Source organism: Lentibacillus kimchii, assembly GCF_042666895.1.
In the GTDB taxonomy this organism is placed as follows: Bacteria; Bacillota; Bacilli; order Bacillales; family Amphibacillaceae; genus Lentibacillus; species Lentibacillus kimchii.
Genome location: NZ_JBHTGR010000005.1, coordinates 1 through 22904 on the forward strand (window position 1 = coordinate 1; position 22904 = coordinate 22904).

Sequence of the window (22904 nt, forward strand, 5' to 3'; positions counted from 1 at the left end):
GGGAGCCTCTTACCTGACATCTGTTTCAGGCTGGTTGTTTTGTTCAGTTTTCAAGGAGCAAATCGGATGCCGCCTCTCAAAAGCGACTTAATTAATATAACATCTGCATTCAATGAAGTCAAGAACTTTTTTAGTTTGATTAAGAGGTTATTTATAAATACCTCGTTTGAATGCAACTCAATAAGAATATCATTTATTCATGAGATCGTCAATAGATAACTAGAAGAATAAACTTCTTGAATTGAACTTAACAGTATTTTGATCAGTTCATGATTAACAATATCTTCGCCTCTCGTTGAGAGCAAGAGTGATAATACTAGGCGAGAATTAAAATGTCAATGACCTTCTGCCACTAAATATAATGAAAAATTACATCATAAATGAGTATGCAATTTTTAATAAAGTGAAAGAGGCTGGGACAAAAGTGCGAACAACCAGAATGAATGCTTGCGACTAACCACTCCGGAAATAAACGTCAATTTCTGAGGCGGCAAGTAAGCGCCTCATCACGCCGGCAAGCTTTCCCAGCGCTCTGCAGCTCTTCGCAGATCGCAGCTTATTCGGCGACGTTTTTGCGCTGTGCGGGCGCACACCAGGTCTCACTTATCCTTCTTTTTCCACGGGAATCTTTAGTCTCTTACTCGATAATCTTAGATATCATGTGTTAACGACCTTCGTTTTGTCCCAGCATCTTCAATCAATTTTATGACGTTTTACAAATTATCGATCTTACTCACGATCGTCTTGACTAAACAATGAACCGTCATGCGGGTGTTGTTCACTTTCCATCTGTACTGTCACATGACCAATCTCTTTATGGGCCATTTCGTGTTCAATGGTCTGCAAAAGCTTCTGGCTGTCATATACAGACAAATGCCCGTCAACAACAGCATGACACGACAATGCATTCTGACCGCTCCTAATACTCCATACATGCAGATCATGGATTGAAATAACATCAGGGATATTCTCAATGGTCTTAATGATATCATCGAGTTCGACGTTTTCAGGTGTTCCTTCCATTAAAACATGAACGGCATCTTTTGTTACACGCCACCCGCTTATTAAAACAAGAATTGCTACAATAACACTTGCTAACGGATCGGCCCAGGTCCAGTCAAACAGCATAATCAGGATCGCTGCTGTGACAGCACCGATGGATCCAAGCAAATCACCCAGCACGTGCAAGAAAGCTGCACGCATATTTAAATTTTCATCCTTATCGCCGCCATGCAAAACCCGGGCGACCACAAGGTTGACGATTAGACCAATACATGCAACAACAAGCATGCCGGTAGATGCTACCTCGGGTGGTGCCATAAAGCGCTGAAAAGCCTCATAAAAAATAAGAAGTGAAATGACAATCAGTACAGCACCATTAAACACAGCCGCTAGTATCTCAAACCGTTTATAGCCATAAGTTTTCTCATAGCTGGCGTTCTTTTCGCCAAATTTGAAAGCTAAAAGCCCAACGCCAAGTGAAGCAGCATCACTTAACATATGACCTGCATCTGATAACAAAGCCAGACTGCCAGAGAGAAAACCTCCAACAACTTCAACAAGCATATAAACAAATATAATCAAAAAACTGATCATAAGTGCTTTTTTATTCGCGCCATGTGCATGATCATGACTATGTGTATGATTGTGGCTGTGATCATGATCATGTGCCATAAAAGATCCCTCCCGTCTCAATTATGTCTAAAAGATTAATCAGTCGTGCTTCACATAACGCTAGCCATAATAAGCATGGTTAATCGTTTGTCTCAGCAGATTAATGACATGATCATCATCGTGCGAATAATACAACGTCGTTCCTTCCCGGCGATTTTTCACCAAGCGTAAATCCTTTAAGAATCGCAACTGGTGAGAAACGGTTGACTGACGGAGCTGCAGAATGTCAGCCATCTCGTTCACCGAACATTCATGATGAATAAGCAGGTGGAGTATCCGGATTCTGGTAGGATCCCCGAGCGCCTTGAACGTTTGTGATACGCCAAATAGCGTTTCGTCATCCATTTCTTTATAGGAACCAATGTTTTGATTTTGCTTATCTTCCATTAGAATTCCCCCACTTTAGGCAGATCATGATGGTGAATTATTGATCGTTATATGATCATATTGTCATATATAATAATATGATATGGTAATTGCTCTGCTGCTGTCAATCATACTGGTTCCTGAATTTAGTGTTACTGCTATTACGCTAAATTACTCTCAATATTTCAAATAAGTTTTAACCGACCAGTGCCAGCATAGAATCCAGATACAACCTATTAATAAAAAGCTGATTCCCCACATAAAGAAAGGTGTGTGCGCCATCCAAACCATTGTTTGATCAGCCAGCGTATCGGCAGCATCCAATTGACTCAATAATAACATTAGAATCATTAAAACAATGCTGGTGCTCCCTCGGCTGAAAAAGAGACCCAATTGAACAGCATGTATAGCGAAAGTCAGCAGGAAAACAACCATACATATCCCCGTCCAGGCCTGCAGTAATCCTGCATCAATAAACACCATTTCATAGGCGCGCCATAACATACTGAACCAGCCGGCCAGAAGCAGGTTTATCAGAAATGCGGCAATGAATTTAGCTGTCACCAATTCCCTTATTGAAATCGGAAGCATATGAATAAATTTAAACAATCCTGAACTTTTATCTTTATCTGCTTTAAAAGTAAGCATCACCCATGTAACGACATATGGTATAAAAAGAATAGCAAATACAGTCAGAGAAAATTCTTCAAAACTTAGGTTCGACTGCTCAACCTGCCTCATAACCCAGTCAATCCGGCTAATGACTATCATGGCTATATCAAAAATCAGTGACACGATCATATACCACAACAGCTTCCGTCGATTACTGAGCCACTCTTCTTTCATAACACTGCTAATTACCTTGAATCGCATTAACCTCCCCCCTCCAATGACCGCGTATGATTTTTGTGGCTTTTATCCAGAGGAAATCCCTTTTTCTTGACCCTTTGCAGTGCCACCTGCCAGCAAAGCCCATAAATTGCTAATGACAAGCCGATAAATATGACAAGATCTGACACGCCCGTGTCCATTCCCATTTCTCTCTTAGCAAATTCTCCGATGAAAAATACAACGCCCCAGGCGAAAATTGAAATAATACCTGTCATGAAGATATTTCGAGAGCCAGTCTCAATAGATTTAAGCAGTAATATAGCCGCAACAAACAAGATGAGTGACGAGAAATAGCCTAAAAGCATGCCATACTCTGCCAGATGATCGTCAGTAATTAAACTGTATATCAAGACAACCACATTAAGCCATGCCACCACTGTGCATGCAAATATTAATACACTGATAAACTTTGCATTCACGATACTGCTTTTTGACACAGGCAAGGTTTGTAGAAAAAGAAGCTGCTGGTTGGCTGCTTCACGTTGTATATTACCGGTGACAGTCAGCGTAACAATCACTAGTCCAACAATTGATACATTTGAGTAAAATCCCTCGGTATCATAAAAACTAAGCAGACCTGGACCAGTCAGCCATAAAATGATAGGAACACCGATCACAAAAAGGCCATTAATAAGCACTGGGTATTTAGAATTATTAGCTAGGCTCATTTGGTTTAATTCCCGCTTGATGAGCATTTTCATCTTTGCGTCCACCTCCATTACATCATGTCTTTTTCCGGTTATACATCACACCCGTGATTAATCAGCATTCTTCCCTGTCAACAAGACAAACAATTCTTCCAATGTCAGACGTTCTGCATACCAGTTCCCTTTAGCCACACGCTGAAATTGCGGAAAACGATCAGTATAACCAATATAGCCGCCAGTTGTTTTGTGACAATTGAAAAGTAATGGCGTTTCCGTGGTATAGTCACTGCCCTTTCCTGCCATAACAATACGTTTGTACCGGTCGAGGAGTGATTCTTTATCTTCACTGAAGATGAGTTCCCCATCATCAAGAATCGTTACCCAATCAGCAATTTTTTCGACATCAGGCGTAATATGGGAAGAAAACAGAACACTCCGGCTTTCATCTTGTACAAAATCCAGCAGCATTTCCAGGACTTCTGTCCGTACAACCGGATCCAGACCTGAAGTCGGTTCATCCAATAACAACAGCTTCGGCTCATGTGCCATTGCCAAAATAAGTGACGCTTTCATTTTCATGCCTTTGGACAGCTCGCCGAGTTTTTTATGCCTCGCAATCGCAAAATGTTCCAGGCGTTGTTCAACAGCTTCCTCATTCCAGTTTGGATAGAATTGACGCGCAAATTGCAGCGTCCGGTCCAGCGTCCAGTTATCATTCAATAACGGGATATCACCGACATAGCCGACCTGTTCTTTGACAGCAACTTCTTCTTCAGGCATTGGCCTACCCAAAACAAAAACACGTCCGTCATCCGGTTTAACTAGATCCATAATGGCTTTCATTGTGGTACTTTTCCCCGCACCATTCCGGCCAATGAACCCCATAATGGTACCCGCAGGAACATTAAAACTGACATCCTGCAGCTGAAAATCGCCATATATTTTTGTCAGATGGTGCACGTCTAATAAAGGCTGTTCACCGTTCAGATCCATAGGTATCTCCCCCTTGCCTATCGTCGTCCGCTTTCTCCCAAAAACGTTTAATCAAGTCATGAAACTGATCTTCTGTAAGATCAAGCTGTTTTGCTTTTAAAATTGATTCTGACAAAGGTCCCTGTACTTGTTCAATCTTCCACCGATTCAGTCTTGCTTCACTTAATTCAGCAACAAAACTTCCTTTGCCCTTGCGCGTATAAATAAATCCCGACTGTTCGAGTCCCTGATAGGCACGTCGAATGGTGATTCCGCTTGTCATCAGCTCTTTAGCCAATCCCCGAATGGACGGCAGCATCTCGCCGGGCTCCATGTGACCCATAGCTATCAGCCGTTGGATTTCACTGACAACCTGCTCATACATGGGCGCCGAACTCGTTTGCGAAATATGAATCAGCACATTCAAACACCCCCTTGTTCAAAATCATTCAACACAATTTAATACGGTTACCGTTATACTGTGTTTACATAGTATACACAGTATACATAATAATCCGGCCGAAAACAATATGATGCTAATCTGTTTTCTGAGAAATCTGTGAGAAACCACACTAAAAAGCGCACCCTTTTTGAAAGAAGTGCGCACGTTTTGACAAGAACACTTTTCTTCTAATTTAAAATTGTGTATGTTATGGATTTTCGCCTGATAAAATTATAAAATGGATACAGAACTTTGAGAAAGCGAGCGAATCATGATGAGCTTGGTCGAACAAAAACTTTCAACCCGAAGTGTTACGAGGCGTTTTTTTTGAATACCTGCTTCCTACCCTTATTGGCATGATGCTGATGTCTGCCAATATTGTTATTGATGGTATATTTGTCGGAAATGGCGTTGGCTCGGTTGCGCTCGCGAGCGTTAATGTCGCTGTTCCTGTCTGGTCTATTGTTATTTCCATTTCACTTCTTATTGGGGTTGGCGGCGGAACACTTTACTCCATAGCCAGCGGTGCACAGGATACTGAGAAAGCACAGCGGGCATTCACACTTGCTATGACATCTATCACCGTTATCATGATCGTCATTGGCATCACAGGCTATTTTGCCGTCGAGCCGCTTGCTTACTTATTCGGCGCCAACGACGAGACATTGGCGTATGCAACAGACTACATGCAGATCATTTTTATGTGGGCACCGATTTTAGCATGGGAAAATGCACTCAGTATTTTTGTCCGTAACGACGGCAGTCCGAAGCTCGCTATGATCGGTCTAGTCATATCGGCATTACTCAATATTGTCCTGGATTACTGGATGATTTTCATTTTAAATATGGAGGTAACCGGTGCTGCCCTTGCTTCGGTGATTGCAACAGCTATTGGCCTGCTCATATATTGTATTCATTTTCTAAAAAACGGGTCTGGTTTGAAATTCATCCGGAAGCCTTGGCAACAAGATGACCTTATGATGATTGGCAAGCTGGGTATGCCCAACTTTTTATCCGAGGCCGGAACAGCCGTTTTTGTCGTAGGCTATAACACGGCTTTAGCTTACTATGCCGGCACTACAGGGCTTGCAGCATTCTCTGTGATTAATTATCTGCACACCTTTATGTTTTTGGCTTTCATTGGTATAGGTCAATCCATTCAGCCTATCATTAGTTTTTATTACGGCGCCCAAAAGTATGCTTCTATTAAACATACCGTGAAAATTGCAGAAATAACGACTGTTTTATTAGGAATTGGTTTCCTCATCGTTGGCTGGACTGGCGCCGGAGGTCTTGTCTCAATATTTGGAATTGAAGACGAAGCTGTACGTCAGCTGGCTAAAAAAGGAATTATGCTGTTTTTTATCGGTTATGTATTCATGGGTATTAACTTTATTTACATGACCTATTATCAATCGATTGCGTATGTACGACCATCAATCGGGATCACGCTATTCCGCGGCTTTATTCTCTTAATTGCCGCACTCCTTATTCTCCCATTATGGCTGGATACAACCGGTATATGGCTGGCACTTCCCGCCGCAGAGGCACTGACAGCCATCTTTCTTCTGTTAGTTGCAAGACCTGGTATTATGCGCAAGGAGCTGAAGAATCGCGGACTCTGATATAACGCAATCAAGCGTCATCTGAGTGCGCCTGATTGCGTTCTTTCCTTTGCGTGACCTTGTTGATCAGCTGCATGATGTAACGTATTATCAGTAAAAAGCTAAACAGGCTCACCAATGAGAACATCCAATTCCAGGAAATGTAGTGAATGAAGTCTGTGCCTTGCTCCAATAACACTTCTAAAACTGTTAAAACACTGCTGTAGATAAATGCCTGGCAAAGAGAACTGTATATATCTTTGCGATAAGTTGTCCGGTAGTAGATAACACTTAAAAGCGGGAGAAGCAGATATTCATAGAGAATACTCGACTTAAATATGGGAAAAAGCTTAACGGGATAGGAAATTAAGTTACTCGAAACAACTAATTGACCCAAGAATGATGCCAAACAAGCAGCAATAAAGAAACATAATAGCCATTCTTTAAGCGGCGGCCTTTGCAATAAAATGATTAAAATGCCGACACCAGCTATAAAAAACACCCATAATAATATCATATCCATACTAACAGCTCCTATTAAAGGCGAAAACTTTGTTCCATGAGACGTGGTACACCACAAATAAGCTGACAGTAATCGCAGGGACAGTGACGTGTGCCATAAATGGGTGCGTACGGTGCGGCCGCAGGTATTGGGAGTTGAACCATTAAAACAGTCAAACTCAACATTATGCTGCCCATTACGGACCAATCAGGATATGCGCTGCCATTCACCCAGCTTATTAATAGCTTTTGCCAATTAGCGTGCACATATCGTCCTTATCAATGCATGTTCTCTTAATACTATCCGTAACGTTTTCAAAGCAGTCACCCATTTGACGATAGTCATAAAAAACCGGTTCCCCAATGGAGACCGGTTTATGTTGGCGTTACAGACAATAACGCCCCGAAAAGGTCAGCTAACCTTTAAATTTTAAGACGTTTTAGGCGGAATAAGTTTCAGGTATTATTATCTCCCTACTTGGAAAACTGCTTCATAACTTGCATCAGTTCATCAATCGCTTCGTTTCCTTCACCCGTTTGAACGGCATTACTGACACAATGTTTCATATGCCGTTCGGCAACAGAAAAACCCACTTTTTTCAATGCGGCGTTAATAGCATTGATTTGTACTAAAATATCAATACAATAACGGTCTTGCTCGATCATTTTTTGAATACCGCGCACCTGTCCTTCAATCCGCTTAAGGCGGTTGCTGACAGCCTGCTTTTCTTCATATGTTCGGGGGGTTGCAGGATGCTCATGCAAGTAATCACCCATGTCGCTTCACTCCTTTCCTTCCCAATTACAGGGTACCCCCTTATGTATGTTTGTCAAATTTGAAGAGAAACTGGCTGTGGAAGCATAAAAAGAGAGCTGATCACGCCATTCGCCCAAGTCCATTCATATATCATTCGTGCAATTTTTGTTTGAGCCTGTCGTAAGTTTCTTCCGATATCTCACCTTTAGCCAATCTCTCCTTTAGCGTGTCCAGTGAATCTCCTCCTGATGAACGGGGAGGGTTGGTTTCACCACGTTTGAAGAACCAGACAGCCATAAGGATAACTGCCAGAGTAATGATAAAACACATTATTTTCAGCTCCATGGATGCTTAGTTTTTACTTGTCTTAGCAAGACGCCGTTTTAACCGCCTTAATAGCAAAATTTTCATCCGGATTCGGACGCATAACTTCTGTTTCAAATCCGTTTTTTTGAATGCGTTCAGCCATATCATCAGCTTCAAATCTTTGCTCGAGCGGCGGACCGGATTCCGTTTCGATTCTCGCCCAATCGACTAATAACAAAATACCGCCAGGCTCTAAAATGCGATTCATTTCGCGAATGGCATTCTCAGCACTGTCGACTTCATGAATGACAAACGTATTAAGAACCTTGGTTACCGACTGATCAGATAACGGCAACGTTTCCAAGTCACTTGTTATATACGTAATACCATGAACCCCTTCTTGTTCGGCGTTCGTCTTAAGTTTCTCCAGCATAGCCGGTTCCACATCGACAGCATAAACCTCACCATTGATTTGCTTAGCAAGGGGGATTGTAAACAAACCCGGACCTGCTCCCAAATCAACCGCGTTATCCTCAGTTTTTAGATCTAAATGCTGCATTATTTTTTCAGGCTGTAATCGATCACGGCGTGCCTGATTCATTAATTTATCGGAATTTTTCGGGTCAAAACGTTTATTCTCCATCATTTATCACCTGCTTATTTTATAATGTTGACTCGTTGATCAAACAAATTCAAACCAGATCTTAATGACAGTTCCAAGTATAAGGACAGCTAAAACAGCTTGCAATAATTTTGTATTGATCACGTTTGCCTGCATTTGCGCCGATTGGCGGGGCGAATGCAGGCAACGATCATAATGGCTAATGCCTATGTGGCGTTTACGTATATTTCTCCGCTATACCTTAGTTTTGCTTGTTTTTAAAGTTGTTCACTTCATTTATATCCCAGTCAACGCTCTTAGGCTTTTTTAATCCAGAATTTCAGGACGTCATCTTCTTCTGTCTGATCAATCAATTCATGACCGCCTGCCTGAGCCCATGCTGTCAGATCACTTTTTGCACCTTTATCTGTTGCATGAACCTCCAAAATGTCACCTGAATTCAACTCTTCGATAGCTTTTTTTGTTTTTACAACAGGCATTGGGCATGCAACACCTTTGGCATCTAACATTTTTGCTGCTTCCATGATCATTTCCTCCTTCAAATTAATTTGAATCTCAAACGATTAACCGTGAACAGCACAACGGTTTGGGCCAATTTCCATTTCGCGCTGCTCTTCAACCTTTGGATTCATTTGACCCATGTTAGTCTGACGAATGGTTTCATGCTCGTTCGGTTGCGGCGGCATGTTCTCAGTCACCATTTTGCGAAATGCCTGTTCATTCGGTACATTAAGCGAATCATTATGCTTGTATAAATCACCAAGTCGCGCCCTGATGCTCCCGTCCTCGCTCATTTCTTCCATAAATGCGTAATGGGCTGGCAAGACAACTAAATCCTTAGACAGCTTTTCATAACGCTTATAGAGTGTTTTATGAAGATCAGCTGCCCAATCCTCAGCTTTTCCGGCCAAGTCAGGACGGCCAATGGATTTGATAAATAGAATGTCCCCTGTGAGCAAATACTGTTCATCAATGATAAGGGACGTACTGCCAATGGTATGACCTGGTGAATAAACAGGCTGTACGTTAATCGTTGTCTGGCCAACCGTTATCGTATGGTTTTGTTCTAATGGCTGATAATCGAATGTAACGTCTTCAGCATCTTTTGGCGGCATATAATAATTTGCACCTGTATTTTCAGCCAGTTGACGACCACCGGAAATATGATCGGCATGAAGATGTGTATCAATGATATGCTTAATGACAACGCCTTTATCCTCAGCAAATTGTTCATATACATCTGTCATACGAGCTGCATCAACAACAGCCGCCTCATTACCGGAAATAGCCATATAGGATAAACATCCTTTGCCCTGACGAACAAACTGATAGAGATGGCCACCATTTGATAAGTCAGCTATTTTAACGGGTTCCATATGTTCACTCCAGGCTTGCATGCCGCCTTCTAAACTATAAACATTCGTGAATCCCGCGTCTTCCATCATGTCAGCAATCATCTCTGAGGAACCGCCCTGCGCACAAACAACGATAACTTCCTGATGTTTATCCAGTTTGTCTGCAAGTGGCTCAACACTGTCCAGCAGATTAAAATAAGGTTCGTTCATAATCTCAATTGAATTGCCTTCGATTTTCCAGTCGTTAAATTCATTCGTATTTCGAACGTCCAGAATCAACGTTTTCGTCTGATTAATAACACGTTTTGCCAGGTCTTTAGCCGTTATAGTCATTATGCATAGCTCCTTTCCTTAAAATGTCAGGGAAATATCAGCGTCTTTGGCAAATTCGATGAATGAGGCTGCGCCGCCAACTTCAATACCGTCAACAAAATCATCTTGTTCCAGATCCATCACATCCATTGTCATTTGACAACCAATCATCTTAACGCCCATTTCCTGTACCATTTGCAAAAGTTCGGGTATCGATGGGACATTCGCTTTTTCGAAGCCTTCCTGAAAATGTTCTTTCCCTTCTGGCAACGGCAAGTTTTTATGCGCTTCTTTGTGAATCAGATTTAATCCCTCAAATGTGAAGAAAATCCCGACTTCTTTATCAGACGCAGCTGCTGCTGTTGCAATGTTAAATACCTTATAGGCATCAAATAGACCTCCGTTGGCTGCAATAATCGCTACGCGTGTGTTATTTTCCATGATTATGTCCTCCTATTATCTTGAATGTATTGAACAGACATCTTGTTCAAATATGCTTTGTGTTACACTTCTGTGCGCCCATTCCAAGCAAGCATGCCACCATCTATATTGGTTGCATCATAACCGTTTGATTCCAGAAGTTCGGTTGCTTTCGCACTGCGGCCCCCAGAACGGCAAATCATATAATAATGGTTGTTCTGATTAAGTTCATCAAGACGTTCTGGAACGTCACCCAACGGGATATGCTTGGCTCCTGGGATTTTTCCTTGGGCGACTTCTTCATTCTCTCGAACATCAACGATATTGACCTGTTCATGACTGTTTACCATCTGCTCCAATTGTTGAGTGGTAACTTCTTTCATTTTCAATGTCCCTCCTGATTCAGACCCTCTTTCATACACCTACGGGCAGGGGTATATTAAAGGCTAAAAAATATTTTTGTAATCTGGCAACGTTCGCTCAACCGTTCTCTTAACATACGGGGCTGGGTATATAAATTGGAATAAAAGGATTAGTCCATTCATTTATGTGACTAAACCTTGTGTCAATTTAATCTTCGAAGCTGGATAAAGATCCCGTTACCGGCTTTTAACAAGCAAATTAACGGCTTCTTTAACAAGATCCTCAGAACTTTCACCGTCTTGCTTTTCTTCACGTATACACTGCTCCAGATTCTGGCTGACAAGCAAAGCCACTGTTCGATCAAGCGCACTGCGCACGGCCGTCATCTGTGTGACAACTTGGCGGCAATCCTGTTCTTCCTCCATCATTTTAAGAAGCCCTTTGACCTGCCCTTCAATTCGCTTCACCCGATTTTTGACATCTGCTTCATACTCCATTTGCATTCACCCTTCTTTACGCAGTCTTATCCACGATTGTCTGCCAGAATCGTTCCTTTTAGTCAGCAGATTCATGATCTTCACATGATCAGCTGTAATCTGTCTTTCAAAAGAACTACTTCTACAATATACCCCCTTAGGTATATTGTCAAGACTTTATGTCTTCATTAATGAAAAACAGTGCTGAAATTGGGCAGGCATGCTTTGTCATGTTTGTGTTGTTAAGCCATCCATTATCCGGCAAATCAGTGTTAATACTGCCTTCGATTGATTGACGAATCACCGGCAGCATGCTATCGTTTGAGAGTATAAGACGATCGTTTAAACAAATTATAAGGAGTATCAAGCTTATGTAGCTAAATCCCCCATCAGCCGTACAGCCTACATAATTATAATGGAAGGGATTTTTTTATGACGATGAATGACGAAGCCAGTAAACGGCGAACATTTGCCATTATTTCGCATCCGGATGCCGGGAAAACAACCATGACGGAAAAGCTGCTTCTGTTTGGTAATCTTATCCGGTCTGCCGGTACGGTTAAGGGCAAAAAATCGGGCAAGTTTGCAACCTCAGACTGGATGGCCATTGAAAAGCAGCGCGGCATTTCTGTAACGTCCAGTGTGATGAATTTTCCGTATCAGGGTTATCAGGTTAATATCCTCGATACCCCCGGACACGAGGATTTCAGTGAGGATACGTACCGGACGCTGACCGCTGTAGACAGCGTTGTTATGATTATTGATGCAACAAAAGGAATTGAGGCGCAGACCATTAAATTATTCAAAGTATGTAAAATGCGCGGCATTCCGATTTTCACGTTTATCAATAAATTGGACCGTGAAGGACGTGAACCGCTCGAATTGCTCGAAGAAATCGAGGATGTGTTAAACATTGAGACATATCCGATGAATTGGCCCGCCGGTATGGGCAAACGGTTCCTTGGCACTTTTGACAGGGACGGCAACCAATTTATTCAATTTAACGGTAATGGAGAAGAACGCTATATACCCTATGAGGAATTGAATAAGACGGAGCATGAGGCGTTAGTTTCTGATCCAACTTATCAGGCAGCGCAGGAAGAATTGTCCATGGTTGAAGAAGCTGGAGACGATTTTTCTCTTGATGCTATCATGGCTGGTGATCAGACACCTGTTTTCTTTGGAAGTGCGCTCGCTCCATTTGGCGTCCAGACGTTTTTTGATACATTTATTTCTATGGCCCCTGAACCGGCACCGCGCAAATCAACAGAAGGGGTCATTTCACCGGATGACCCGGATTTTTCCGGATTTATTTTCAAAATCCAGGCCAACATGGATCCGGCACACCGTGACCGTGTCGCCTTTCTAAGAGTCTGTTCCGGCAAATTTGAGCGTGGAATGCGTGTAACCCTGGCCCGTACAGGCAAACCTGTCAGGCTGGCCCAGACACAACAATTCGTTGCTTCGTCCCGGGATACCATTGAAGAAGCTTATGCCGGTGATATTATCGGCATTTATGACCCAAACGCTTATCAGATTGGTGACACCTTACTGGAAGGCAAGAACACGTTTGAGTATCAGGAACTGCCGCAATTCCCGCCAGAACAATTTCAACGTGTGACGGCCAAAAACGTCATGAAGGCCAAACAGTTTAAAAAGGGTATTGAACAACTCGTTCAGGAAGGTGCCATTCAATTATTCAGGCACCATCGTACCGAATCATATATCCTGGGAGCAGTTGGTGAACTGCAATTTGATGTATTCAAACAAAGGATGCAAAATGAGTATAATGCAGAAGTCGAATTGGAACCTATTGGTGATCGGGTCCCGCGCTGGCTCAAACCGGATCAGGTCGATCCCTCTCTTTATGATGAGCGCAACATGCTGGTTCAGGACCGGAGTGGCAATTATGTTGTCTTGTTTAAAAATGAGTTCTCCTTAAACTGGTTCAAGGAGAATCATCCCGATATTGAACTGATTGACCTGTTTGATGTCAATCAGTATGATCAGACTTCTTAATACCTGACAGAAAAAACACACTGAATTTCAGTACTGAAATTCAGTGTGTTTTTATCGTTTTTCTATCATGACCAATTTTTGTCCTTATCCTTTTTTATAGCTTTATAAAACGACATAATCATGAGAAATATAATAATCGAGAATGGCAGAGCTGCGGAAATTAAAGCATTTTGCAACGCCTGGAGCCCGCCTGTATACAACAGAACTGCAGCAATGGTTGATTGTGCCAGCCCCCATACGAATTTTACCGTCGTTGGCGGTGACATGGATCCGTTCGTTGTCTGCATGCTGAGGACAAATGTTGCCGAGTCAGCAGACGTAATGAAAAATGTGCTGATCAGCAGAAGACCGAGAATCGACAAAATAATTCCAAACGGCAACTGATCAAACATGGCAAACAAGGCCTGTTCTTGAGGAAGTTCAGCTATGTCTGCACCATTATTTTGCGCATTAATGCCCGACATGCCAAATGTTGCAAACCATAAAAAGCCTACCACAGTCGGAACAATAATCACACTGGCTAAAAATTCTCTTATCGTGCGCCCTTTTGATACACGAGCGATAAATATGCCAACAAACGGTGACCAGGCAATCCACCAGGACCAAAAGAACACCGTCCAATCCATCACCCATTTCCGTTCCGATTCATCATTAGGTGCCAGACGGAAACTTTCGGATGGCAATTGCTGTATATAGGAACCAATTGTATCAATTAAGGAATTCATAATATACAACGTTGGTCCAAGGATCAATGTTGCCAGCATCAAAAGACCGCCCAGCCCCATATTGGCATTGCTCAGATACTGAATGCCTTTACTGAGACCTGTATATGTTGAAATCATAAATAAAACGGTCACAATTAGAATGATAATCAGCTGGACCCAAAACGCAATCGGCATGTCAAACAAATAAGCGAAACCGCCATTAATCTGTGTAGCGCCAAAACCCAGCGTCGTAGCTACACCAACAATCGTAGCAAATACAGCTATAACATCTACAACCTTACCCCAGGCACCTTTCATCCGCTCGCCAAAAAGAGACTCCAATGAAGCACTGACAAGCCCTGGCTTTTCATGACGAAACATAAAGTAAGCCAGAATGAGCGCAATCACTGCGTAAATCGCCCAAGCATGAATGCCATAGTGAAAGAAAGTTACTCTCAGAGATTCTTCTAATGCCTCTGTTGTACCAGGATCTGCTGTCGGCGGCGTGTTTATATAATGACCCACAGGTGAAGACACGCCATAAAAGACGAGGCCAATGCCCATACCAGCACTAAATAACATGGCTATCCATGATGGGTAGCTGAACTCTGGTTTTTCACCTGGCTTTCCCAGCCTGATTTTACCATACGGGCTAACCACAAGGTACAAGCAAAATAAAAGAAATAATGTGACCATAATTAAGTAAAACCAGCCAAACTTGGCCGAAAAGAAGTCCATAATCTGACCAGATATTTGTTCAAACGGATCAGGCCAGATAACGCCAATTACAGATAATCCGAGTGTGATGGCCAGTGTCACCCAAAAGACAATGGTTACCTTTTTCATATGACCCAACCTTCCTGTTTAGTAATACGGCTTTCATGCAATCATTAGTTTTTCGCTGAATGACGATTCTATACAATGATTGATGATCAAGATCAGGTCATCGTACTTCTGTAAGCAAGATGATTTGCTTTCGTGGTGACATGGCATACACTAAGATTAGTTTGCATATGAAAGAGGACTGACATTTATGAACCACGTCTACAGTGACGTTTTCCAATACAGAGGGACCCATTTTGATTTTGGTTATAGCCAGGGTGAACAGCTGAAAAACTCCCCTATTCTCCCTAACCGTCAAAAACAATGGGAGCCCAAAAAAGACCGGCATTTTTTAATTAATCCAGAAGAAGTCAAACAATCGCTTATAGCATTTGCACCGGGGGTCTGGGACGAAATCCGCGGTCTGGCCGCTTCCCTTAATATGAAGATGGATGAGGCAATCAGACTTTTCGGCGGCTATTATCTCGAATACGGGCGGAGCGGCTGTTCCATATTCACCCAGCCAGAATACATGATCCGCAATTATGACAGCCATCCTATATCTTACGAGGGACGTTTTTTACTTTATCAGCCCACCGATCAAGGTTATGCCGTTATCGGACCATCCATGCAAATCACCGGCCGTATCGATGGGATGAATGAAAAGGGACTCGTAATGGGTTACAATTTCACCCATCGCAAACAAGCCGGTGACGGTTTTCTGTGCAACATGATTGGGCGAATGATTCTGGAAACGTGTTCCACTGTCGATGAGGCGATCAGCCTGCTAAAAGCCATTCCACACCGGCATTCATTCAGCTACGTTTTATTAGACCGAAGTGGCGAGTCATACGTTGTGGAAGCTACACCACGAGAAGTGGTGGCACGTCCTGCAAATGTCTGCACCAACCACTTCCATTTACTGGACGATGAAAACCGCTACCGGCAGGAAGAGTCGCGCCAGCGGGAACAAACCATTCAGGATCAGCAGCGCTATACAACCAATCCTTATGACGCTTTCCGGGTGATGAACGATTTGGACCAAGGAGTCTTCTCTGAAAAATATGATGCAGCAGCCGGAACGCTCCATACAGCAGCCTACCTTCCGAACGAAATGAAAGCATGGTTTGCTATCGGGCCGGACCGAATGCCGGTTGTTTTTGACTTTGACAGCTGGCTCAAAGGCAACGACACCCCTATTAAACGCATTAAAGGGGAAATCAATTATTCAGATCCGTTTATCAATAAAGCACTGATATAACGCCTTCGTTAACCATATCTATAGACAGTCTGACTGACAAACCAGCCAGGCATTTGACTGAGACGTGTATATAAGTCCAATAATCCTGTCATACTAGCCAATACAGTTTGTATAAAACAGCCGTTATCGCCAGAAAGGAGTTGTGTTATGCCAACGGCAACCGATCAAAAAACCGTCGAACTCATTATTGAACGACAGTCCGACCCCGATTCAGGGTCATATACAGAAACCTTCTCAGTCCCTTATACCCCGAACATGAATATTATATCGGCACTTATGTCTATTCGGGAAAACCCGACCAATAAAGCGGGTGAAAAAACAACGCCCGTTCAATGGGACATGAGCTGTCTGGAAGAGGTATGCGGGATTTGCTCGATGGTGATTAATGATGTCCCGCGCCAGGCTTGTTCCACACTGGTTGATGAACTGGAACAGCCAATCCGCATTCATCCTATGTACACATTCCCGGTTGTCCGAGACTTAATTATAGACCGGGACAGCATGTTCGACTCGCTGAAACAAGTGAAGGCCTGGATACCAATTGATGGCACTTACGATCTCGGTGCCGGTCCGCGTATGAGTGAGGACAAGCGTCTTATGGCCTATGAGCTTTCGAAATGTTTCACATGCGGTGTCTGCCAGGAGGCATGCCCAAACGTTAATGATAAAAGTGATTTTATGGGACCATTTGTTTTTTCTCAGGTACGCTTAAAAAATGCCCATCCAACTGGTGAGATGAACAGTGATGAGCGAATTAATGCATTTATGGAGGATGGCGGGCTCCAGGGTTGCAGCAATTCACAGAACTGTGTGCAGGTGTGCCCGAAAGGTATTCCGATCACGACTTCAATTGCAGCTGTTAACCGCGAAGCTTCACTGCAGTCGTTTAAAAATTTCTTTGGCAGTGATAATTATTAAAGCAGCCTTCAGCTGAGGAGGCTGCTTATTTTTTATTGCACCATTTCAAACGATCCAGTGCCATCCTAAAATTGCCATAATCTTACACTGCATAATACAGTATTCGTATTACACTATTAGATATTCTACAGGACCGTTTAAGAAGGTGAAACAGTTGCAGGAAGCCGTATTACTCAGTATCGTCATTATTATTGTACTCGGCACTTTCTCCCAATGGCTGGCCTGGCGGATTCAGTGGCCATCGATTGTCATTATGTCAGTTGTCGGGCTTTTGATTGGCCCGGTACTTCAATTAATTAATCCGGAAGCAGCGTTAGGTGAATTATATAATCCGCTGATATCACTGGCAGTCGCTGTTATCCTATTTGAAGGAAGCTCAAGTCTGAACTTTCGGGAAATAAAAGATATTTCTAAATCCGTTTTTCGCGTAGTCACGCTTGGCGCATTGCTTGCTTGGGTAGGAGGATCTTTAGCCGCACACTACATAGCTGGTTTAAGCATGCCGGTTGCTTTTGTCATTGGCGGCTTGTTTATCGTTACCGGTCCGACCGTCATCATACCGCTTCTGCGGCAAGCCAAATTAAAACAAAGAGTCGCAACCATTCTAAAATGGGAAGGAACCATAATTGATCCCGCAGGCCCGTTAATCGCGCTTTTGGCTTACCAGATTTTAAAAGTTGTCACGAATGAGCAAATTCAGGGGAGTTACTTGCTAAATTTCTTTGGCGGTGCCTTGCTGGCCATTATTATTGGACTGGTCATCGGCTTGTTAACCAGTCATATGGCCAATAAGGGGCTCTTTCCGGAATTTCTCAAATCGCCGATCATCATGTCATTTGTCTTGCTCTGCTTCAGTCTTGGTGAGCTCATCATGCAGGAGACAGGCATGCTTGCCGTTACGGTTATGGGGCTGACTGTAGCCGTAACGAAAAAATATATCGCGTCAATTGCTAATGTGACCCATTTCGCTGAAAACATTTCTGTTATTTTAACATCAACAGTGTTTGTGCTACTAACCGCGTCGCTGACAAGAGAAACCATTATGGACATGTTCACACTGCCTATTCTCGGCTTTGTTCTTGTGATGTTATTTCTTGTCCGGCCGCTGTCGATCTGGATTGCAACGATTGGCACAGAGCTGAAAACAAATGAGAAAACATTAATTAGCTGGATCGCACCGCGCGGTATTGTGGCCCTGACTGTAGCTGGTTATTTTGCTGGTATCCTGCAGCAGGACGGCTTTACGGATGCTTCCATTTTGATGACCCTGACGTTTGCCCTGGTATTTATTACTGTCTGCGTCCATGGTTTCACACTGGCGCCCTTAGCGAAAAAACTTAATCTTGCCAGCACAGAAGAAGGCGGTACAGCTACCGTTTTAGCTGACTATTTACAATCAAGCGATATACCTGTTCTGCTCGCAGACAGTGTTTTAGACAGGTTAATACCTGCCCAGAATAACAAGGGGATCGACGTCTTCAATGGTGATATTCTCTATGAGCATACCCGGATGGAAATTGATCTGGCACCGTATGATAATATCCTGATCATGACAGATGATTCTGCCTATAACGCACTTATAGGCCAATCATTCGCCCCGGAATTCGGTTATCACAATACATTTGTGCTGCCAGCAGATAAGATGAACCGCGATATTTCCCCGGCTATCAAAGGGCATATACTATTTGATGAGGGTATGACTCTGTCTGCATTGAATGAAAAACTTGCCGCGGATTATTCGCTTAAAACGATAACGATGGAAGAAAAACAGACAGTTAAGAAACAACAGTTTGCGGAAAAAGAAAACGGTCTGTTATTGTTTATCCGCAAAAAGAATGCGGGCGTTACCTTTATTACAGCAAGCACCCGTAACTTGCAGATAGAACAGGGTGATCAAGCTGTATTCCTAATAACAGAAAACGATTAACGATAAGACTAGAGGATTCCTGTGGGATGACAGCCATAGGTGATACCCCGGCGTCCGGCGACACGAGGCGACTCACCAGCCTCCTAGCAGATTGTATCAGCTTCTTCCTCAGTCAATACATCACTTATCAATTGAACCGCCATATCAATTTCCTGTTCACTTACAATAAGTGGTCGCAGATGACGAATGACTCTGGGTCCAGCCTTTAATACAAGCAATCCTTTAGCCATTAATGAGCTGACCTTATCATCTATATCTTCTGTACATCTAATGCCAATCATGAGGCCTTTCCCGCGAATTGCTGACACAACAGGCAGTCTCCCAATGACGTGATGCAGACGTTTATATAAGTACGTTCCCGTTGTATATTTATACATAATTCTGTCATATTTATATTGGCTGTCGATTGACAATGTCATGAAAGTCTTGTAGATTAGCAATAGACGAACATTTAAATATTAAATAAAATAATCATTCGTTTTTAGGGGTGTATCGATGGAAAGTGTATTTGATTATGAAGACGTTCAATTAATACCGGCTAAATGTATTGTCAGCAGTCGCTCCGAATGCGACACCACGATGACGTTTGGCGGCTATACCTTCAATCTGCCTGTCGTTCCGGCTAACATGCAAACGATAATTGATGAAAATGTCGCTAAACTTTTGGCAGAGAATGGCTATTTTTATGTCATGCACCGTTTTGAACCAGAAACACGAACTAACTTTATTCGTGATATGCATCAGCAAGGGCTTATAGCATCAATCAGTGTTGGCATCAAAAAAGAAGAATACCAGTTTGTCCGTGAATTGGCCGATACCGGACTTACGCCTGCATTTATAACAATTGATATCGCTCATGGCCATTCCGATGGTGTCATAAATATGATTCAGCATATCAAACACTTGTTGCCTGACAGTTTTGTTATTGCAGGAAATGTGGGAACGCCGGAAGCAGTGCGGGAACTGGAACATGCAGGAGCTGATGCGACAAAAGTCGGGATTGGACCAGGCAAAGTGTGTATTACAAAGACAAAAACAGGCTTTGGAACCGGCGGCTGGCAGCTGGCCGCCCTCAAATGGTGTGCTAAAGCGGCGAGCAAACCCATTATTGCCGATGGAGGCATCCGGACACATGGCGATATTCCCAAATCTATTCGCCTTGGAGCCTCAATGGTGATGATCGGCTCTTTATTTGCTGGTCATGAAGAATCACCGGGGAAAACCATTGAGCAGGAGGGCAAACGGTACAAAGCATACTTTGGGTCAGCATCTGAATTTCAAAAAGGCGAGAAGAAAAACGTAGAAGGCAAGAAGATGTATGTCGAGCACAAAGGCTCACTGGAGGATACATTATCCGAAATGCAGCAGGACCTCCAATCTGCTATCTCCTATGCCGGCGGAAAAGAATTGCAAGCCATTCGGTATGTTGATTATGTGGTTGTTAAAAACTCAATATTTAATGGCGATAGCGCCTATTAAAATCCAAAAAGACACATGAATTACCATGGTCAGGTTCACACCTGATCATGGTTTTAGAGATCAAATGCTTCCGCTAATAACCGGTAGGAATGTACTTTAGCTGAAAAATCATAAATATTCGTGATAATCATGAATTCATCAGTTTGATAAATATCACTCAGCCGCTCCAGCTCCATTTTCACCTGATCTGGCGTTCCAATGACACAACGTCTGCGATTTTTTTGCATCTCTTGCAGTTCTTCCTGCCGGAATGTTCGCTTTTTGACTTCCTCAATAGATGGCACCTTCGTATCGGCCCCTTTGCCAACATTCAACAGCCATTTATCTTGACTAAGAGCCAGCTCTTCCGCCGCTTCTTCTGTATCGGCACACACGACAAAAATGCAGACGGCACTTGTCGGCCGGGCTATATTTTCTGACGGCTTGAATGCTTGTCTGTATGTTTGCAATGCTTCCTCCCCATGGTCCGGGTTAATAAAATGACCGAAGACAAATCCAGCTCCGATTTCCGCAGCGTTTTGCGCACCCCGTTCCGATAATCCAAGCACCCACATCGGCGGGACGCTATTTGTTCTTGGAGATGCTTTAACCAGACGGTAACGGTGATCTTTGGGCAGTGTATTATGCAAAAAACCCTGCAGATCCTGCAATTGACGAGGAAATTCAGACATATCTTTAGCCTCACCATCAGTCAAAGCCATCCGTGTATCCTGTGAACCGCCTGGTGAACGGCCTATTCCTAAATCAATCCGATCTGGAAACAAGCCCTCGATCATTTTAAAATTCTCCGAAACTTTATAAGGGCTGTATTGCGGCAGAAGCACCCCGCCAGAACCAACGCGAATTGTATTCGTATAAGAAGCAATCCGTGTCAGCAAAATTTCCGGTGAGACACTTGCGAGACCGTTCGTATTGTGATGTTCAGCTACCCAATAGCGCGTATAACCCAGTTTTTCTGTTTCAGCCGCCAACTTTAAGGTGTTATTCAATGCCTCTTCTGGTGTAGAATCCCGTGATATTGGTGCCTGATCCAAAACACTCAATTTCATGCTAAATAATCTCCTTTCGCCTTTCCCGCTTGTATATTCAGCATGACAGAAAAGATACCCACACTAAAAGCATTTGCTTCACATCTGTTTGAATCATTAAACAGAACAATCATACCCATGTAACTGCGCTTCAAACATTTATATTGGCCAGTTTTTCATAATATTTCACAATCGCCGCATGATCTTCTTCACCAAGATCATCAGCTGTCAGTGCCTTCAGCGTTTCCCTGACCGAAGCTGTTAATGGCAGCGGTACACCAAGATTTGTCGCTGTCTCCATCACATTATTCAAATCTTTTAAGTGCAGATCAATTTTGAAGCCGGGATCAAAATTGCCTTCCAGCATTTTTGGTGCTTTAGCATCTAAAGCCGTACTGCCGGCAAGGCCGCCTCGGATGGCATTGTAAACTGCTTGATTATCAACACCCAGCTTCTCCGTCAGCACAAATGCCTCCGATATGGCCGAGATATTCAGAGCAACAATGATTTGATTAGCAAGTTTAGTTGAGTTGCCTGAACCTACATCACCTGTTCTGGTAACAGAAGCGGCCATAGCTTCCATAACAGGCACACATTGATCGAAAACATCCTCGTTACCCCCTGCCATGACCGAAATAGTGCCATCAATGGCTTTAGGCTCACCTCCACTTACTGGCGCATCGATAAAACCGATATTCTTATCTGCCAGTTCTGCCCCAATTTCTCGGCTGGCGATAGGGGCAATCGAACTCATATCGATCACAGCACTCCCCGGCTTTATGCTATGTATCAGACCTTCTTCACCTAAAATAACGTCACGCACTTCAGGTGAATTTGGCAGCATGGTAATAATCGTCTCCGATTTGGACGCTAACGTTTCATAATCAGGCACCACGTGTGCTCCAAGTTCTTGCAATTCCTGATTTGTTCCTGACTTACTGCTGGAAACAACCAATTCGTAGCCAGCTTTCAATAGATTTTTACTCATGGGCTTTCCCATAATCCCCAGACCAATAAAACCAATTTTCATAGCAGTTT

25 protein-coding genes are annotated in these 22904 nt (G+C 43.1%); 6 read left to right on the forward strand and 19 right to left on the reverse strand.

All coding sequences use genetic code 11. The features are described 5' to 3' along the window. Positions 1-729: 729 nt before the first annotated feature. From ACFQU8_RS02765 to ACFQU8_RS02790, 6 genes are all read right to left on the reverse strand, one after another. Positions 730-1674, reverse strand: a complete 945-nt coding sequence (locus ACFQU8_RS02765) for a cation diffusion facilitator family transporter (RefSeq protein ID WP_382357641.1) — start codon at positions 1672-1674, stop codon at positions 730-732. A gap of 60 nt (positions 1675-1734) precedes the next feature. Continuing rightward, positions 1735-2061, reverse strand: coding sequence for an ArsR/SmtB family transcription factor (locus ACFQU8_RS02770; protein WP_382357642.1), 327 nt, complete (start codon positions 2059-2061; stop codon positions 1735-1737). A 156-nt stretch (positions 2062-2217) separates the two neighbouring features. Beyond that, positions 2218-2913 (reverse strand): hypothetical protein, encoded by a 696-nt coding sequence (locus tag ACFQU8_RS02775; protein WP_382357643.1) that lies wholly within the window; start codon positions 2911-2913, stop codon positions 2218-2220. Then, positions 2913-3632: an ABC-2 transporter permease gene (locus ACFQU8_RS02780; protein ID WP_382357644.1), complete on the reverse strand. Its 720-nt coding sequence runs from the start codon at positions 3630-3632 to the stop codon at positions 2913-2915. Before ACFQU8_RS02780 ends, ACFQU8_RS02775 begins: the two co-directional genes overlap by 1 nt. A gap of 57 nt (positions 3633-3689) precedes the next feature. Further along, entirely contained in the window at positions 3690-4571 is an 882-nt protein-coding gene (locus ACFQU8_RS02785; protein WP_382357645.1) for an ABC transporter ATP-binding protein, read from the reverse strand. Further along, positions 4555-4971 (reverse strand): GntR family transcriptional regulator, encoded by a 417-nt coding sequence (locus ACFQU8_RS02790; RefSeq protein WP_382357646.1) that lies wholly within the window; start codon positions 4969-4971, stop codon positions 4555-4557. Before ACFQU8_RS02790 ends, ACFQU8_RS02785 begins: the two co-directional genes overlap by 17 nt. 377 nt (positions 4972-5348) lie before the next feature. Here ACFQU8_RS02790 and ACFQU8_RS02795 point away from each other — a divergent pair, with 377 nt between their 5' ends. Further along, complete coding sequence (locus ACFQU8_RS02795) at positions 5349-6617, forward strand: MATE family efflux transporter (RefSeq protein ID WP_382357647.1); 1269 nt, start codon at positions 5349-5351, stop codon at positions 6615-6617. A 10-nt stretch (positions 6618-6627) separates the two neighbouring features. On the opposite strand, the gene ACFQU8_RS02800 is transcribed toward ACFQU8_RS02795, so the two are convergent. The 9 genes from ACFQU8_RS02800 to ACFQU8_RS02840 form a co-directional block, all read right to left on the reverse strand. Next, complete coding sequence (locus tag ACFQU8_RS02800; RefSeq protein WP_382357648.1) at positions 6628-7119, reverse strand: CBO0543 family protein; 492 nt, start codon at positions 7117-7119, stop codon at positions 6628-6630. A 452-nt stretch (positions 7120-7571) separates the two neighbouring features. Next, positions 7572-7874 carry a metal-sensing transcriptional repressor gene (locus ACFQU8_RS02805; RefSeq protein ID WP_382357649.1) on the reverse strand — a complete coding sequence of 101 codons (303 nt, stop codon included), beginning with the start codon at positions 7872-7874 and terminating at the stop codon, positions 7572-7574. Between the two features lie 130 nt (positions 7875-8004). Beyond that, the gene (locus tag ACFQU8_RS02810; RefSeq protein WP_382357650.1) at positions 8005-8151 is read right to left on the reverse strand and encodes an SHOCT domain-containing protein; all 147 of its coding nucleotides are present in this window, start codon (positions 8149-8151) and stop codon (positions 8005-8007) included. A gap of 70 nt (positions 8152-8221) precedes the next feature. Next, positions 8222-8803, reverse strand: coding sequence for a class I SAM-dependent methyltransferase (locus ACFQU8_RS02815; protein WP_382357651.1), 582 nt, complete (start codon positions 8801-8803; stop codon positions 8222-8224). Positions 8804-9078: 275 nt separating this feature from the next. Continuing rightward, positions 9079-9306 (reverse strand): sulfurtransferase TusA family protein, encoded by a 228-nt coding sequence (locus ACFQU8_RS02820; protein WP_382357652.1) that lies wholly within the window; start codon positions 9304-9306, stop codon positions 9079-9081. A 39-nt stretch (positions 9307-9345) separates the two neighbouring features. Further along, positions 9346-10470 (reverse strand): MBL fold metallo-hydrolase, encoded by a 1125-nt coding sequence (locus ACFQU8_RS02825; protein ID WP_382357653.1) that lies wholly within the window; start codon positions 10468-10470, stop codon positions 9346-9348. A gap of 18 nt (positions 10471-10488) precedes the next feature. Further along, positions 10489-10890, reverse strand: a complete 402-nt coding sequence (locus ACFQU8_RS02830; RefSeq protein WP_382357654.1) for a DsrE/DsrF/DrsH-like family protein — start codon at positions 10888-10890, stop codon at positions 10489-10491. Positions 10891-10952: 62 nt separating this feature from the next. Then, a complete protein-coding gene (locus tag ACFQU8_RS02835; RefSeq protein WP_382357655.1) occupies positions 10953-11252 on the reverse strand; it encodes a rhodanese-like domain-containing protein in 300 nt (99 codons plus the stop codon). A gap of 216 nt (positions 11253-11468) precedes the next feature. Further along, positions 11469-11729 (reverse strand): metal-sensitive transcriptional regulator, encoded by a 261-nt coding sequence (locus ACFQU8_RS02840; RefSeq protein ID WP_382357656.1) that lies wholly within the window; start codon positions 11727-11729, stop codon positions 11469-11471. A gap of 411 nt (positions 11730-12140) precedes the next feature. Between ACFQU8_RS02840 and ACFQU8_RS02845 the strand changes: the two genes are divergently transcribed. Then, on the forward strand, positions 12141-13727 hold the full coding sequence (locus ACFQU8_RS02845; protein ID WP_382357657.1) for a peptide chain release factor 3: 1587 nt from the start codon (positions 12141-12143) through the stop codon (positions 13725-13727). Positions 13728-13792: 65 nt separating this feature from the next. Here ACFQU8_RS02845 and ACFQU8_RS02850 read toward each other — a convergent pair whose 3' ends face one another. After that, positions 13793-15277, reverse strand: a complete 1485-nt coding sequence (locus ACFQU8_RS02850; protein ID WP_382357658.1) for a BCCT family transporter — start codon at positions 15275-15277, stop codon at positions 13793-13795. Positions 15278-15464: 187 nt separating this feature from the next. Between ACFQU8_RS02850 and ACFQU8_RS02855 the strand changes: the two genes are divergently transcribed. From ACFQU8_RS02855 to ACFQU8_RS02865, 3 genes are all read left to right on the forward strand, one after another. After that, complete coding sequence (locus ACFQU8_RS02855; protein ID WP_382357659.1) at positions 15465-16514, forward strand: C45 family autoproteolytic acyltransferase/hydolase; 1050 nt, start codon at positions 15465-15467, stop codon at positions 16512-16514. 147 nt (positions 16515-16661) lie between these two features. Continuing rightward, positions 16662-17432 (forward strand): succinate dehydrogenase iron-sulfur subunit, encoded by a 771-nt coding sequence (gene sdhB, locus ACFQU8_RS02860; RefSeq protein WP_382357660.1) that lies wholly within the window; start codon positions 16662-16664, stop codon positions 17430-17432. Between the two features lie 154 nt (positions 17433-17586). After that, the gene (locus tag ACFQU8_RS02865; protein ID WP_449280297.1) at positions 17587-19359 is read left to right on the forward strand and encodes a cation:proton antiporter; all 1773 of its coding nucleotides are present in this window, start codon (positions 17587-17589) and stop codon (positions 19357-19359) included. A gap of 83 nt (positions 19360-19442) precedes the next feature. On the opposite strand, the gene ACFQU8_RS02870 is transcribed toward ACFQU8_RS02865, so the two are convergent. Then, positions 19443-19778: an aminotransferase class III-fold pyridoxal phosphate-dependent enzyme gene (locus tag ACFQU8_RS02870; RefSeq protein WP_382357662.1), complete on the reverse strand. Its 336-nt coding sequence runs from the start codon at positions 19776-19778 to the stop codon at positions 19443-19445. A gap of 76 nt (positions 19779-19854) precedes the next feature. On the opposite strand from ACFQU8_RS02870, the gene guaC reads away from it, so the two are divergent. Further along, positions 19855-20838 carry a GMP reductase gene (guaC, locus tag ACFQU8_RS02875; RefSeq protein WP_382357663.1) on the forward strand — a complete coding sequence of 328 codons (984 nt, stop codon included), beginning with the start codon at positions 19855-19857 and terminating at the stop codon, positions 20836-20838. Between the two features lie 53 nt (positions 20839-20891). Here guaC and ACFQU8_RS02880 read toward each other — a convergent pair whose 3' ends face one another. Continuing rightward, complete coding sequence (locus ACFQU8_RS02880) at positions 20892-21887, reverse strand: LLM class flavin-dependent oxidoreductase (RefSeq protein ID WP_382357664.1); 996 nt, start codon at positions 21885-21887, stop codon at positions 20892-20894. 130 nt (positions 21888-22017) lie between these two features. Beyond that, entirely contained in the window at positions 22018-22896 is an 879-nt protein-coding gene (gene garR / locus ACFQU8_RS02885) for a 2-hydroxy-3-oxopropionate reductase (protein ID WP_382357665.1), read from the reverse strand. Positions 22897-22904 lie beyond the last annotated feature (8 nt).